The 14,365-nt window shown below is 56.3% G+C and carries 9 protein-coding genes; 5 read left to right on the top strand and 4 right to left on the bottom strand.

The annotated features are described in order from the left end of the window. Positions 1–7: 7 nt before the first annotated feature. The 4 genes from carB to ACLW56_RS02755 form a co-directional block, all read right to left on the bottom strand. Positions 8–3,232 carry a carbamoyl-phosphate synthase large subunit gene (gene carB / locus ACLW56_RS02770; RefSeq protein WP_330982293.1) on the bottom strand — a complete coding sequence of 1,075 codons (3,225 nt, stop codon included), beginning with the start codon at positions 3,230–3,232 and terminating at the stop codon, positions 8–10. 18 nt (positions 3,233–3,250) lie between these two features. Continuing rightward, positions 3,251–4,399, bottom strand: a complete 1,149-nt coding sequence (gene carA / locus ACLW56_RS02765) for a glutamine-hydrolyzing carbamoyl-phosphate synthase small subunit (RefSeq protein WP_330982292.1) — start codon at positions 4,397–4,399, stop codon at positions 3,251–3,253. A 454-nt stretch (positions 4,400–4,853) separates the two neighbouring features. After that, positions 4,854–5,675 carry a 4-hydroxy-tetrahydrodipicolinate reductase gene (gene dapB, locus ACLW56_RS02760; protein ID WP_330982291.1) on the bottom strand — a complete coding sequence of 274 codons (822 nt, stop codon included), beginning with the start codon at positions 5,673–5,675 and terminating at the stop codon, positions 4,854–4,856. A 132-nt stretch (positions 5,676–5,807) separates the two neighbouring features. Beyond that, positions 5,808–6,815 carry a LacI family DNA-binding transcriptional regulator gene (locus ACLW56_RS02755; protein ID WP_330982290.1) on the bottom strand — a complete coding sequence of 336 codons (1,008 nt, stop codon included), beginning with the start codon at positions 6,813–6,815 and terminating at the stop codon, positions 5,808–5,810. Positions 6,816–7,032: 217 nt separating this feature from the next. On the opposite strand from ACLW56_RS02755, the gene ACLW56_RS02750 reads away from it, so the two are divergent. Genes ACLW56_RS02750 through ACLW56_RS02730 form a run of 5 tightly spaced genes read left to right on the top strand, consistent with a single transcriptional unit; the run spans position 7,033 to position 14,357 of the window. Continuing rightward, entirely contained in the window at positions 7,033–8,991 is a 1,959-nt protein-coding gene (locus ACLW56_RS02750) for a fructose-specific PTS transporter subunit EIIC (RefSeq protein ID WP_330982289.1), read from the top strand. Between the two features lie 12 nt (positions 8,992–9,003). Further along, a complete protein-coding gene (locus ACLW56_RS02745) occupies positions 9,004–11,667 on the top strand; it encodes an alpha-mannosidase (protein WP_330982288.1) in 2,664 nt (887 codons plus the stop codon). Between the two features lie 11 nt (positions 11,668–11,678). Beyond that, positions 11,679–13,421: a class I mannose-6-phosphate isomerase gene (locus tag ACLW56_RS02740; protein ID WP_330982287.1), complete on the top strand. Its 1,743-nt coding sequence runs from the start codon at positions 11,679–11,681 to the stop codon at positions 13,419–13,421. A 2-nt stretch (positions 13,422–13,423) separates the two neighbouring features. Further along, the gene (locus ACLW56_RS02735; protein WP_330982286.1) at positions 13,424–13,852 is read left to right on the top strand and encodes a PTS fructose transporter subunit IIA; all 429 of its coding nucleotides are present in this window, start codon (positions 13,424–13,426) and stop codon (positions 13,850–13,852) included. Between the two features lie 10 nt (positions 13,853–13,862). Beyond that, positions 13,863–14,357, top strand: coding sequence for a PTS sugar transporter subunit IIB (locus ACLW56_RS02730; RefSeq protein ID WP_330982285.1), 495 nt, complete (start codon positions 13,863–13,865; stop codon positions 14,355–14,357). Positions 14,358–14,365 lie beyond the last annotated feature (8 nt).

The following is a 14,365-nucleotide window of genomic DNA, read 5'->3' as shown; positions in this document are numbered from 1 at the left end:
AGAAAGGTTAGCCTTTAATCTGCGCGTGCATTTCCTGCACCGAAATCACCTTCTCGGTCGCATCCGCATTCAGCGCCATCGCGGTGGCAAAACCACCGTTCAGGGTGGTGTCGTAATGCACTTTGTACTGCAGCGCGCTGCGGCGAATCAGCCTGGAGTCTTCAATCGCCTGGCGACCGGCCGTGGTGTTGATAATGTAGGTGTACTCGCCATTCTTGATACGATCCTGAATGTGCGGACGGCCTTCATGCACTTTGTTCACCAGACGCGGGTTGATACCTGCTTCACCCAGCACAATCGCGGTGCCGTGGGTCGCATCCAGCTCGAAGCCCTGCTTCAGCAGTTTCGCGGCCAAATCCACCACGCGCTCTTTGTCGCCTTCACGAACAGACAGCAGCGCACGGCCCTGCTTCTTCATGGTGGAGTTGCTGCCGAGCTGCGCTTTGGCAAACGCTTCGGCGAAGGTGCGGCCCACGCCCATCACTTCCCCGGTAGAGCGCATTTCTGGCCCTAACAGCGGGTCAACGCCCGGGAATTTATTGAACGGCAGCACCACTTCTTTCACCGAGTAGTACGGCGGGATGATTTCCTGAGTGTGGCCCTGCTGTTTCAGCGTCTGACCGACCATCACACGCGCCGCCACTTTCGCCAGCGGTAAGCCGGTCGCTTTGGAGACGAATGGCACGGTACGCGCCGCACGTGGGTTCACTTCAATCAGGTAGACTTCGTTGTCTTTCACCGCGAACTGCACGTTCATCAGACCACGAACCTGCAGCTCAAATGCCAGCTTCTGCACCTGCTCGCGCATCACATCCTGAATCTCTTTGCTCAGGGTGTAAGCCGGCAGAGAACACGCGGAGTCACCGGAGTGTACGCCGGCCTGTTCGATGTGTTCCATGATGCCGCCAATCAGCACGCTTTCACCGTCGCAGATGGCATCGACGTCCACTTCCACCGCATCGTCGAGGAAGCGGTCGAGCAGCACCGGCGCATCGTTAGACACGCTGACCGCGGTCTGGAAGTAGCGACGCAGGTCGGCTTCGTCATACACGATTTCCATCGCGCGGCCGCCCAGTACGTAGGAAGGACGCACCACCAGCGGATAACCGATGTCTTTCGCTCTCTCGACAGCCATGTCGATAGTGGTCACCGTGGCGTTCGCAGGCTGTTTCAGCTTCAGACGGTCAACCGCCTGCTGGAAACGCTCGCGGTCTTCAGCACGGTCAATCGCATCCGGGCTGGTCCCGATAACCGGCACGCCTGCGGCTTCCAGCGCACGCGCCAGCTTCAGCGGAGTCTGACCACCGTACTGGACGATAACGCCTTTCGGCTTCTCGATACGCACGATTTCCAGCACGTCTTCGAAGGTCACGGGTTCGAAGTACAGGCGGTCAGAGGTGTCATAGTCGGTCGATACGGTTTCCGGGTTACAGTTGACCATGATGGTCTCGTAACCGTCTTCACGCAGCGCCAGGGAGGCGTGAACGCAGCAGTAATCGAACTCGATACCCTGACCGATACGGTTCGGGCCACCGCCGAGCACCATGATTTTATCGCGGTCAACGGACGGGTTCGCTTCACACTCGTCTTCGTACGTGGAGTACATGTAAGCGGTATCGGTAGAGAATTCTGCCGCACAGGTGTCTACACGCTTGTAAACCGGATGCAGGTTGAACTGTTCGCGTAGCTTGCGAATTTCAGACTCGCGCACGCCAGCCAGTTTAGCCAGACGCGCATCGGCGAAGCCTTTGCGTTTCAGGGTACGCAGGAAATCAGCGTCGAGGCCGGTAATCCCGACTTCAGCCACCTGCTCTTCCAGACGCACCAACTCTTCAATCTGCACCAGGAACCAGCGGTCGATATTGGTCAGGTTGAAGACGCCGTCGACAGACAGGCCCGCACGGAACGCATCGGCGATATACCAGATACGCTCGGCACCGGCGTCTTTCAGCTCGCGACGGATTTTGGTCAGCGCTTCCGGGTCATCCAGACTCACTTTCGGGTCGAAACCTGTCGCGCCCACTTCCAGGCCGCGCAGGGCTTTCTGCAGGGATTCCTGCTGAGTGCGGCCAATCGCCATCACTTCACCGACAGATTTCATCTGGGTGGTCAGACGGTCATTCGCGCCAACAAACTTCTCGAAGTTGAAGCGAGGGATTTTGGTCACAACGTAGTCGATAGACGGTTCGAATGACGCAGGCGTTTTGCCGCCGGTGATGTCGTTCATCAGCTCATCGAGGGTGTAACCCACGGCCAGTTTGGCGGCGACTTTGGCAATCGGGAAACCGGTCGCTTTAGAAGCCAGTGCTGAGGAGCGCGAGACACGCGGGTTCATTTCGATAACGATAAGGCGACCGTTTTTCGGGTTCACGGAGAACTGGACGTTAGAGCCGCCGGTTTCCACGCCGATTTCACGCAGTACCGCCATCGAGGCGTTACGCATGATTTGGTATTCTTTATCGGTCAGCGTCTGGGCTGGCGCTACGGTGATGGAGTCACCGGTGTGGATGCCCATCGCATCGAAGTTTTCGATGGAGCAGACGATGATGCAGTTGTCATTTTTATCACGCACCACTTCCATCTCGTACTCTTTCCAGCCGATCAGGGATTCGTCAATCAGCAGCTCTTTGGTTGGAGAAAGATCCAGACCGCGTTCGCAAATCTCTTCAAACTCTTCGCGATTGTAAGCGATACCGCCGCCGGTGCCGCCCATGGTGAAGGAAGGACGGATGATGCACGGATAACCCACGTCAGCGGCAACCGCCAGCGCTTCGTCCATGTTGTGTGCGATACCTGAACGCGCGGTGTCGAGGCCGATTTTCTTCATTGCCACGTCGAAGCGACGGCGATCTTCAGCTTTATCAATCGCGTCAGCGGTCGCGCCAATCATGGTCACGCCGAACTCTTCCAGCACGCCCTGACGCTCCAGCTCCAGCGCGCAGTTCAGCGCGGTCTGGCCGCCCATGGTTGGCAGCACCGCATCCGGACGCTCTTTTTCAATAATTTTGCGAACCACTTCCCACTGAATCGGCTCGATGTAAGTCGCATCGGCCATTTCCGGGTCGGTCATGATGGTGGCCGGGTTGGAGTTCACCAGAATGACGCGGTAGCCCTCTTCGCGCAGCGCTTTACACGCCTGGGCACCGGAATAGTCGAATTCGCAGGCCTGGCCGATCACGATCGGGCCAGCGCCAAGGATCAGGATGCTTTTTATGTCTGTACGTTTTGGCATGGTCTTCTCGGCTCCTGATTATTTAGCGGTCTTGCGGTATTGCTCGATAAGTTCGATGAAGTGATCGAACAGCGGCGCGGCATCGTGCGGGCCTGGGCTGGCTTCCGGGTGGCCCTGGAAGCTGAACGCCGGTTTGTCGGTGCGATGAATGCCTTGCAGCGTGCCGTCGAACAGTGACTTGTGCGTCACGCGCAGGTTGGCAGGCAGGGAGGCTTCATCTACGGCAAAACCGTGGTTCTGCGCGGTGATCATCACGGTGTTGTTGTCGATATCTTTTACCGGATGGTTGCCGCCGTGGTGGCCAAACTTCATCTTGATGGTTTTCGCCCCGCTCGCCAGCGCCAGCAGCTGATGGCCGAGGCAGATGCCAAAGACCGGAATGTCGGTCTGGAGGAATTTCTCAATCGCAGTAATCGCGTAGTCACACGGTGCCGGGTCGCCCGGGCCGTTGGAGAGGAAGATGCCGTCTGGATTCATCTTCAGGACGTCTTCCGCAGAGGTCTGCGCCGGTACCACTGTCAGGCGGCAGCCGCGGTCAACCAGCATGCGCAGGATGTTGCGCTTCGCGCCGTAGTCATACGCCACGACGTGGAATGGCAGTTCTTCTTCTTTCTTCGCTTCTGGCAGTTCATCAGCCAAAGTCCAGCTGCCTTGCGTCCAGCTGTAGCTTTCAGTGGTCGTCACTTCTTTCGCCAGATCCATGCCGTTCAGGCCCGGGAACGCTTTCGCTTTTTCCAGTGCCAGCGCAGCGTCCAGGTTATCGCCCGCGATAATGCAGCCGTTCTGCGCGCCCTTCTCACGCAGAATGCGCGTCAGTTTACGGGTATCGATATCGGCGATGGCGACGATGTTATGGCGCTTGAGATAAGAGGAGAGATCTTCAGTGTTGCGGTAGTTGCTGGCAATCAGCGGTAAATCGCGAATGACGAGGCCTTGGGCGTGTACCTGGGAAGATTCTTCATCAGCGGCGTTGGTGCCGACATTACCGATATGGGGATAAGTGAGAGTGACGATTTGGCGAGAATAGGAAGGGTCAGTGAGGATTTCTTGATAACCGGTCATTGAAGTATTGAAAACGACTTCCCCAACCGCCGAACCTGTTGCCCCTATGGCCCGACCGTGAAACTGGGTTCCGTCTTCCAGAACCAAAAGCGCTGACTTAATCAAAACATCCTCCGGAGAATATTCACTCAGTTTATTTGCATATTAATTCACTCGGTATCCTGAATCAATGCAAATCTGCTGCTCGCGAATTTTGTGCAAACGGCGGCATTCTGGAGATTAACGAAGATAAAGTCAACGCAAAACCGGGATTTTTTATCTGTTTTTACGCCACTGGTCGATAGAGTGCTGTAAAGCAGGCAAAAAGATCAACTAAATACCCTTCGGTAAACGCTTGCGCACCAGGATAACTGTGAACTGGCTTGTGAGAAAGATAAAAAGTGGACCGGATGGTCAAAATTTACAATTAACCAACACAAAACGACAGGAAGAGCTGGTATTTTATGAACTTCAATAGAAAATTAAGTGAAAACAGATAAAATTAAAGGGCAATAAAATATTGCCCTCTGCAATCAATACATTGAGATTGCTACAACCACATCACGATGGGGTAATAAACTCACAGATTGTTGAGATCGAGGACATCTCGCATATCAAAAAAACCCTTACGCTTATCTTTAAGCCACAAAGCGGAGCGAATCGCGCCATTAGCAAATGTCATGCGGCTTGAGGCTTTATGGGTAATTTCAACGCGCTCGCCGATATCGGCGAACATCGCCGTATGTTCACCCACAATGTCGCCAGCACGTACAGTGGCAAAACCAATGGTGCCCGGCACGCGTTCACCGGTATGCCCTTCCCGGCTGTAGACCGCGCAATCTTTCAAATCTTTGTCCATCGCCTGGGCAATCGCTTCACCCATTGCCAGCGCGGTGCCTGAAGGCGCGTCCACTTTATGGCGATGATGCGCTTCGATGATTTCGATATCGGTGTAATCGCCCATCACCTTCGCCGCTTTCTCCAGTAGCTTGAGCATCACGTTCACCCCGACACTGAAGTTGGCAGCGAAAACAATCGCAATGCTTTCAGCGGCATCACGAATCGCCTGTTTGCCGGCGTCGTCAAAGCCTGTGGTGCCTATCACCATGCTTTTACCGTGTTCGCGGCAAAAAGCCAGATGCTTCAGCGTGCCTTCCGGGCGGGTGAAATCGATGAAAACATCAAAATCATCTTTTACGCCATCAAGGCTGCTCTGCACCTTCACGCCAGTCGCCCCCATACCTGCCAGCTCGCCTGCATCAGCCCCTAACAGCGAAGATCCTTCACGTTCCAGCACCGCACCGAGCTTCACGCCCTCAAGCTGCGTCGCTGCCTGAATCAGCTGCCGTCCCATACGGCCGCCCGCGCCTGCAATGGCGACGAGGATGTGTCCATCTTGCATATCTATTCTCTTCGTTAATACAGTGTGAATCGTTTTCAGAGTAACCAGCCGCTCAGCACCCCGCCACTCTAAAACGCCGATAATTAGAATTTAACGTGAAACACAGAGAAATATCAGTAAAAAGCATCGCGCTTAGCGAAAACCACAGGAGCCACGTACCACCAGCGTCGGCGGCAGGATCACCCGTTTCGGCGGCTCGTCGTTGCCCTGAATGCGGCTGAACAGCAGTTCGCCCGCCTTGCGGCCTATCTCTTTCGCCGCCACCGACACAGTAGTCAGTGCTGGCTGCACCAGTGCGGCCTCGGTAATATCGTCGAAGCCTATCAGTGCAAAATCTCGCCCTGGCTCGCGCCCCGATTTGCGTAAAGCCTGCATAACCCCCAGCGCGACAATATCCTGATAGCAAACGGCGGCCGTGATTTCCGGATAGCGGCTTAACAACGTTCCCGCCACGCGTGCACCGTCGCTCTGGCTGGCCTGGGAAGCGACAATCCACTCCGAGTTCGGCGACACCCCGCTTTCCAGAAGTTTGCTGGTAAAACCGCCGATGCGCTGCGCGCGCGTTCCGGAATTATAGCTCCCGCCGATGAAGGCAATATTTCGGTGTCCCAGCTTCAATAAATGCGCAGTCGCCATCTGGGTGCCCAGAAAATTATCCGTGCCAACGAAATCAAAATCCGGATCGTCGAGCGGGCGCACCACCATAATAGCCGGAATGTTGCGGCGTTTCAGGCCATCGAAAAAAGCCTGCGGCGTCCCGCGCGCGGCGCATAGCACCATCCCGCAGGCGCTATTACGCATCAGTGAATCGACAAATTTCTGCTGCCGCTCCTCTGACTCTTCACTGTTTGCCAGGAACAGCAGCATCTCGTGGCGCTCCATTTCATGGCTCAGGCCTGCGGTCATCTCACCGTAAAATGGGTTGGTAATGTCATGCAGCAGCAGGCCAACCTGGTTACTGCTGCGGTTACGCAGATTGGCGGCGGTCTGGTTATAGACATAACCGGAGTCATCCAGCGCTTTCAGCACTCGCTCTCTTGTGGCCTGTGAGATGCGGCCGCGGTTGCGCAGCACCATCGATACAGTGGCGGTGGACACTCCTGCCCACTCTGCCACCTGAGCCAGCGTGATTGTGGTCATGGTTCGGTTCCTCCTCGTTACCCCACAGATTAATCGAATAACCTGGATTTTGCATTTTTCCCTGTGAGATGGCTCACAACCTCTCACGCCCGCGCCCTAAATTTGCCCATTCTGCTGGGTTAATCTCGTTAACCATGCTTTTTACTTTCAGTTAATCGATTAATCTTCTGGTTAAGAAGTGGCCGCAGGGACTGACCGATACACTTTGGGGGCTCGTATGCGATTAAGCAGAGTAACAACGGAAAAACTGATCTTTCTCGATAAGCCATGGCAAAGCCGGCGCGAGATCATTGATGCGCTTTGCCAGCACCTTTATGAAGAAGGAGCGATAGGCGACAAAGCCGTCTTTAAGGATGCTGTCTGGCAACGGGAACAACTCTCTGAAACAGGTTTTGAACAAGGGATCGCCATTCCACACGGCAAATCTTCTACCGTCAAACGCCCTGCTTTTGCGGCGGTGCGACTGACACAGCCCGTTGACGACTGGCCGACCATGGACAACGAGGACAAAGTCTCGATGGTCTTTTTACTGGCAGTGCCAGACGGCGATGATGAAGGCCATCTGCGGATGCTTTCCTCGCTAAGCCTGGCCCTGATGGACGAAAACAACGTTGCCGCCCTGCGAGAAGCCACAACCGTGGAAGATTTTCTGGCGCAGCTCGATGCCAGCGAACCGACCAAAGAAAAAGCAGTTATCAACGACAGCGGCAAAAGCATTGTGGTGATCACCTCCTGCTCCGCAGGCATCGCCCACACCTACATGGCGGCAGAAGCGCTGGAAAAAGCGGGTGCCGCCAAAGGCATTCGCGTGTATAGCGAGAAACAAGGGGCCAGCGGCATTGAAGATGAGCTGACTGCAGAGCAAATCGAGCAGTCGCTGGGGGTGATTTTCGCCGCTACGCTGCCGCCGAAAGGCCGGGAACGCTTCGCAGGCAAACCCTTTGTCAGCACGTCGGTCTCCGAACCGTTGAAAGATGCGCCGGGCTTAATTGAGCGCATGGTGCATCACCCGGACGGCATCGTCGCCGACACAGGCGAAACGGCGGCGGCCACCAGCGGCGGCTCGCCGTCGTTTGGTGCCAAACTTTATCAGGCCGTTTCCTGCGGAATTTCCTACATGATCCCGGTGATTGTCGCCGCAGGTTTAATGATGGGTATCGGTCAGCTCACCGCCAGCATGCTGGGCGTAACCACCATCGGCGATGCCCGTTATGACAACGAGCCGAACACGCTGCTGCAGATTTGCCACTATCTGATGCTCTACGGCAACATGATCATGAAGTTTATGTATCCGGTGTTTGCCGCCTACATGGCTTACAGCATTGCCGACAGGCCCGGACTGGTGCCCGGTTTTATCGGCGGTGCCTTTGCCGGAGGGCTGCACTACACGCTGTGGGCGCAGACTGGCGGCATTCCTTCGGGGTTCCTCGGCGCGCTGCTGCTGGGCATGGTCGCCGGGTTGGTGGCGGAGTATCTCAATCGGCACATTCATCTGCATAAGCATTTGCAGGCGATGAAGCCAATGCTGATTGTCCCGGGCCTCACGGTACTGGTCATCTTCTTTCTCAATTTCTATTTCGTCGATCCGGTGTTCGGCAGCATCAATCACTTTTTCCAGCAGTTCATTCTGGCACACGGCACCTCCAGCGCCCTGACGTTGGCGGTGATCATCACTTCACTGACGGCCTTTGATCTCGGCGGGCCGGTGAATAAATCTGCGGGCGCAATAGCCATTGGGCTGGCTGCCGATCATATTTTCCCCCTCACCGCCCGCGTGCTGGGGATCGTGATCCCTCCGATTGGCATCGGTCTGGCGACGGTTATCGATCGCTTTGTCGTGCGCCAGCGCGTGTTTGATGAAAACCAGCGCGTCACTGGCACCACTTCGTTGATTCTGGGCTTTCTCGCTATCGGTGAAGGGGCCATTCCTTTCATGTTGAAAAACCCGGTGATCACCATCTCTATCAACATGATGGGCGCCATCATCGGATCCCTTATCGCCATCACTTTTGGCTCTGTGCAGTGGTTCCCACTGCCCGCCATCTGGGGCTGGCCGCTGGTGCAGAATTTGCCCGCTTATCTGGCCGGCATGACGACCGGCGTGTTGTTTATCGCTTTTGCTAACGTCTTTGTCCGCTTTTATCTGATCAAAGCCGGCAAGATGACACTGAACTAGCAGGGAAGGGTTATGGCTCATAAAGATGTCTATGTAGTGCCTCACTGCCACTGGGACGCCGAATGGTATTTCACCTGTGAAGATTCGCATATTCTGTTGATCGAAAATATCGACTATCTGCTTGACCTGCTGGAAAGCCGGGATGATTTCCCGAGCTACACCTTTGACGGACTGTCGATCGTGCTGGACGAGTATTTGCAGACCCGTCCGGAAAACGCCGGGCGATTACGCAAGCTGATTAGCGAGCGCCGCCTGCTGGTCGGCCCGTGGTATACGCAGTGTGATTCGCTGCTGATCCGCAGCGAGTCGCTGATCCGCAATTTGCAGTATGGGATCCGCATCGCCGAAGGGTTTGGTCACAGCATGAATATCGGCTATATGCCGGATATTTTTGGCCAACACGCCTGGCTGCCCGCGTTTTATCGCGATCTGGGCATTGATTATTGCGTGCTGCAACGCGGTGTGTATACCGATCAGCTCAACGGCGATCTCAACTTCTGGTGGCGAGCGCCGAATCAGGTTTCCATTGCCACTAACTATCTCTACTACGGCTACGGGCCAGGGAAATTCCTCGCCAGCGACGATGACTACCTGACGCACCGGCTGCTGCCAATCCTCAACAAACTGGGGGAGATGAATACCCACACCGACAAGCTCCTGCTTCCCTGCGGCGGCGATCAGGTGCTACCGAACGCCGCTTTTCCCCAGACTGTCGAAGCGCTCAATAAGCTGGACCTGCCGTATCACTTTAAGATGGCGAGCTACGAGCGCTACATGGAAGACGCGTGGGCAGAAAACCCGTTCAGCCACACGATTGACGGCGAACTGTATGCCTGCCAGAAATCGCGCATTCATCGCACCTGCCACTCCACCCGCTACGATATCAAGCGCCAGACCTGGCAAACCGAGCATCTGCTGCTGGATAAGCTTGAGCCGCTGACGGTGATGGCAGACCAGCTAGCCATTCACTGGCCGCGCCCGCTGATGGAAGCGTTGTGGAAAAAAGTGTTTTCTGCGCATGCACATAATGGTATTGAGGCCAGCAACGCCGATCAGGTTAACCACAATATTCTCCATCGCCTGATGGGCGTGGAACGCTCCGCGCTAAGCCTGATCAATTTGCTGAAAAAGAAAATCAGCCACCGCATCGTGCAACAACTGGGTGCAAGCAACCTTCTGGTGGTGTTCAACTGCGATATTCAGCCGCAAAACCGTTTGGTCAATGCAGTGGTCTTTACCCAACAGAGTGATTTTTTACTCAGCCAGGACGGCCAGACTGTCACCCACAGCGTGATCGGCCAGCAGCGCCTGAGCGGGGGTCAACGGGTGATCGTCACCGCTGAAGGGGAAAAACTCGAAGATGTGGAAGACTACTGGCGCAGCGAGATCCTGTTCCCGGTAAGCCGTCTGAATGGGCTGGGCTATCAGACCTGGCTTGTAGAAGAAACGCAGGCCATGCCTGCCGCCGTTCAGCCTCAGCCGAGCCAGAGCATCGAAAATAACGAGTATCGGCTGTGTGTAGAAAACGGCGAAATCACGCTGATCGATCGTGACAACGGCACGCGCTACCCTGCCCTTTTGCAGTTCAGCAATGGTGCTGACGACGGCGACGAATTCGACTTTGCCCCGCTGGAAAATGACGCTCCACTGAGCGCCGGGCCATTCCGGGTGCTTTCTGCCGAAACGCACGCCTACACGGCAATCATGACGCTGGAATGTGAACTGCATTTGCCTTCGGGCATCGGCCAGCGAAAAGCCGGCATAAACGACAGCATGATGCAGATCCGCACCCGGCTGGAACTGCGTCAGGGCGAGAGCTGGCTTCGCATTCAGCATGAGCTGACCAACACCGCCTGCGATCATCGCCTGCGCGTGCACCTGAAAACACCGATTGCCGCGCCACGCCATAGCTGGGCCGATCAGGGCTTTTCACTGGTGAAGCGTGACACCGCGAGCCACTACACCGAACAGTGGCGCGAAAAAGGCTTCGTTGAAAAGCCGGTACCCATTTTCACTCTGGAAAACGGCGTCTTTCTGCGTGACGAAGAACGGTGTTTTGGCGTGATGACCAAAGGCATCAAAGAGTATGAGGTGCTGCCAGAAAGCGACACGCTGGCACTGACGCTGTTCCGCAGCGTAGGCCTGCTCGGCAAAGACGATACGCCGTGGCGACCAGGTCGTGCATCGGGCATCAACAACAAAGTGGTGCCCACGCCGGATGCACAGATGCTGAAAACCATGGTGTTTGAGTACGCGTTGTTTATCACTCCTCCGCTGAGCGACGCCGCAATTTTTAGCGCCTGCCTCCACTACCGCGAGCGTTATCTCGCCTATCAGGTGCAACAGTTGAATACCTTCGAGGAACGCCTCGATCGCTTCACGCTACCGTTGCCGACAACTCCGCTCGCCCCCAGCGGCACTTTCCTGTCGCTCAGTAACCCTCGAGTGCAGATGAGTCTGTGCAAACCTGGTGAAAATGGCGACATCACGCTTCGGCTGTTTAACCCTGGCGAGCATCAGGAGATCTTCATCTTACAGAGCCCGTACCCACTGGAGATCTGGAGTACCACGCTGCGTGAGGAAAAAGTGGAGCAGCTCTTTGGAGAAATCACCCTCAACAGCTGTGATTATCTGACCTTAACCCTTTCTTTCGCAGCGTCACCCCGCCCGCAATGACGGAGATGAGTATGAAACCGACCCCTTACGATAAATTCCCTGAAGTTCGGATCCAGAGCTATGATCATCAGGCCTGCCAGAGTTGGAAAAACATCTGCCAGACGCTGCGAAGCCGAATCGACGGGCAAAAAACCGTGCTGGTGATTGACTGCTATCCGGGCGTGCGCCTGGAGGAGATCAGGCAGCACATTGTCGAACTTAGCCCCACACTGATCATCAACGCCGAAACGGCGCGTCAGGATGAGCAGTCGCTGCATGCCCTGCTGGCCCGCAACCTGACCGATGACCGTGTGTTCGGCGTCTTATCCTGCCATCAGCTGCCTGAATTTTTCGACAGCGAGCGGCTGACATCGCTGCGCCAACAGGTAGCCGATGTGCAAAGCGGGCTGGTGATTGTTTACGGCCCGGGCGCTTCGCTGGTTCACGACGGCGACGTGCTGGTGTATGCCGACCTGCCGCGCTGGGAAATTCAGATGCGCATGCGCAGCGGGGAGCTTGGCAACTGGGGCGTGGAAAACCAGAGTGAAGATATTCTGCGCCGCTATAAGCGCGCCTTTTTCATTGAATGGCGGGTGTTCGATCGCCACAAAACGCCGTTGCTAAAACGCGCCGATTTCCTGCTGGATACCACCGTTTCCGACGCGCCTGCGATGGTCAGCGGAGAGGCTCTGCGCGCGGGTCTGCAACAAACCGCCGCACGCCCTTTCCGCGTCGTTCCTTTCTTCGATCCCGGCGTCTGGGGCGGTCAATGGATGAAGAAACAATTCGATCTCGATCCCTCGAAACCAAACTATGCCTGGTGTTTTGACTGCGTGCCCGAGGAAAACAGCCTGTTGCTAACGTTTGGTGACGTGCGGATCGAGATCCCTTCTATCGACCTGGTGCTGCTGCACCCCCGCGAGCTACTGGGGGAGAAAGTTCACGCCCGCTTTGGCGCGGAGTTTCCCATCCGCTTCGATTTCCTCGACACCATTGGCGGGCAAAATCTCAGCTTCCAGGTCCATCCGTTGACCGAATACATTCAGCAGCAGTTCGGGATGCACTACACCCAGGATGAGAGCTACTACATCCTTGAAGCTGAACCGGGCGCCGTGGTGTATCTCGGGACTAAAACTGGTACCGATCCCCAGGCCATGATCGACGATTTGCATCAGGCGGCGAAAGGCGAAAAAGCTTTTGACGACCCGCGCTTTGTGAATCAGATCCCGGCGCACAAGCACGATCACTTCCTGATCCCCGCGGGAACGGTGCACTGCTCGGGCTCAGGCACCATGGTGCTGGAGATCAGCGCCACGCCTTACATTTTCACTTTTAAGCTGTGGGACTGGGGCCGCCTGGGCCTCGACGGTTTACCGCGTCCGGTGCATCTGGCGCACGGCGAGCAGGTTATCGACTGGCAGCGTGATACTCAGTGGGTGCAGGAGCATCTGGTCAACCGCATCGAGCCGATTGCTGAAGGAGAAGGCTGGCGCGAAGAGCGCACCGGGCTGCACGAGCGCGAATTTATTGAAACCCGCCGGCACTGGTTCACCGCCCCGGTGACGCACCACACGGGCGGCGGCGTTAACGTCCTGAATCTGGTGGAAGGGGATGAAGCCCGGGTCGACAGCCCTGCCGGCGCATTTGAGCCGTTCGTGGTGCACTACGCCGAAACGTTTATTGTGCCCGCCTCCGTCGGCGAATACCGCATTTCACCGTGGGGCAAAGGCCTCGGCCAGCAGCTTGCCACCGTTAAAGCCTGGGTCAGGGGGTAACGATGATTAACGTAATAGTGGCCTCACACGGGCCGTTAGCCAGCGCCCTGCTCGACAGCGCGCGAATGGTGTATGGCGATTTACCGCATGTCCGGGCGATCACCCTGAACGACGAGGCGGGAATAGAAGGCTTTCGCCGCGAGTTTGCCTGCACCCTCACTCACGCAGGAGAAAGCGCGGACGGCGTGCTGGTGCTGTGCGATATGCAGAGCGGCACGCCGTGGAACGTGGCCTGTGAATACGCCTTTTCTGCCAATACCGTGCCGCCGTTGGCGGTGCTGGCAGGCGTCAATTTCCCGATGCTGCTGCAAACCGATGAGATCTCTGCCATGACGGACGTTCACGCTGCCGCCGCGCTTTTGCTGGAGCTGACCCAGCCCACGCTGGTGATTGCCGCCCCAATGACCTTTACGCAATCCGATGATTTTTAAGGAGCCCGCTATGAGTCTTTCTTTTGTTCGTATCGACGACCGCGTCATTCATGGGCAGCTCATCACGCGCTGGGCCAAAGAGCTGCCCTGCGACGGTATTGTCGCCATTGATGATGCCGTCGCGGCCGACCCGCTGCTCTCTTCGGTGATGAAAGGGGCGGTGTCCGACACCAAAGTCTGGCTGTTTGATACCGCCACCGCCATCGAAAAACTGCCGAAGGTGATTGCAAGCGTTAAGCGTTATTTCGTGATTGGCAAATCGCCCGTCACTCTGCAACGCATTGAACAGGCGGGTATCAGCCTGAAAAACAGCAACGGCAAAATCAACGTCGGGCCGATGAGCGCCCGCGCCGGAACCACCACCATTGGCCCCAATCAGTCGGTGAACGCCGAGGAAATTGCCGCCTTTGAGTGGCTCAGCCACCAGGGCCATCTCGTCGAATTTCGTCTGGTACCGGACGCCAACTGCTACAGCTGGCAAGACGCCCGGCAAAAACTCAAATAAGGAGCCAA

The sequence above is a fragment of the Pantoea sp. sgz302252 genome (assembly GCF_047713085.1).
Taxonomy (GTDB): Bacteria; Pseudomonadota; Gammaproteobacteria; order Enterobacterales; family Enterobacteriaceae; genus Scandinavium.
The sequence above is the reverse complement of the archived record's forward strand: the minus strand, read 5'-3'. Positions and strand labels throughout refer to the sequence as shown.

Excerpts from the sequence above, each read along its gene's own strand:
- dapB (WP_330982291.1), bottom strand. The coding sequence starts at position 5,675 with ATGCAAGATGGACACATCCTCGTCGCCATTGCAGGCGCGGGCGGCCGT.
- ACLW56_RS02745 (WP_330982288.1), top strand. The coding sequence starts at position 9,004 with ATGGCTCATAAAGATGTCTATGTAGTGCCTCACTGCCACTGGGACGCC.
- ACLW56_RS02750 (WP_330982289.1), top strand. The coding sequence starts at position 7,033 with ATGCGATTAAGCAGAGTAACAACGGAAAAACTGATCTTTCTCGATAAG.
- ACLW56_RS02755 (WP_330982290.1), bottom strand. The coding sequence starts at position 6,815 with ATGACCACAATCACGCTGGCTCAGGTGGCAGAGTGGGCAGGAGTGTCC.
- carB (WP_330982293.1), bottom strand. The coding sequence starts at position 3,232 with ATGCCAAAACGTACAGACATAAAAAGCATCCTGATCCTTGGCGCTGGC.
- ACLW56_RS02730 (WP_330982285.1), top strand. The coding sequence starts at position 13,863 with ATGAGTCTTTCTTTTGTTCGTATCGACGACCGCGTCATTCATGGGCAG.
- ACLW56_RS02735 (WP_330982286.1), top strand. The coding sequence starts at position 13,424 with ATGATTAACGTAATAGTGGCCTCACACGGGCCGTTAGCCAGCGCCCTG.
- ACLW56_RS02740 (WP_330982287.1), top strand. The coding sequence starts at position 11,679 with ATGAAACCGACCCCTTACGATAAATTCCCTGAAGTTCGGATCCAGAGC.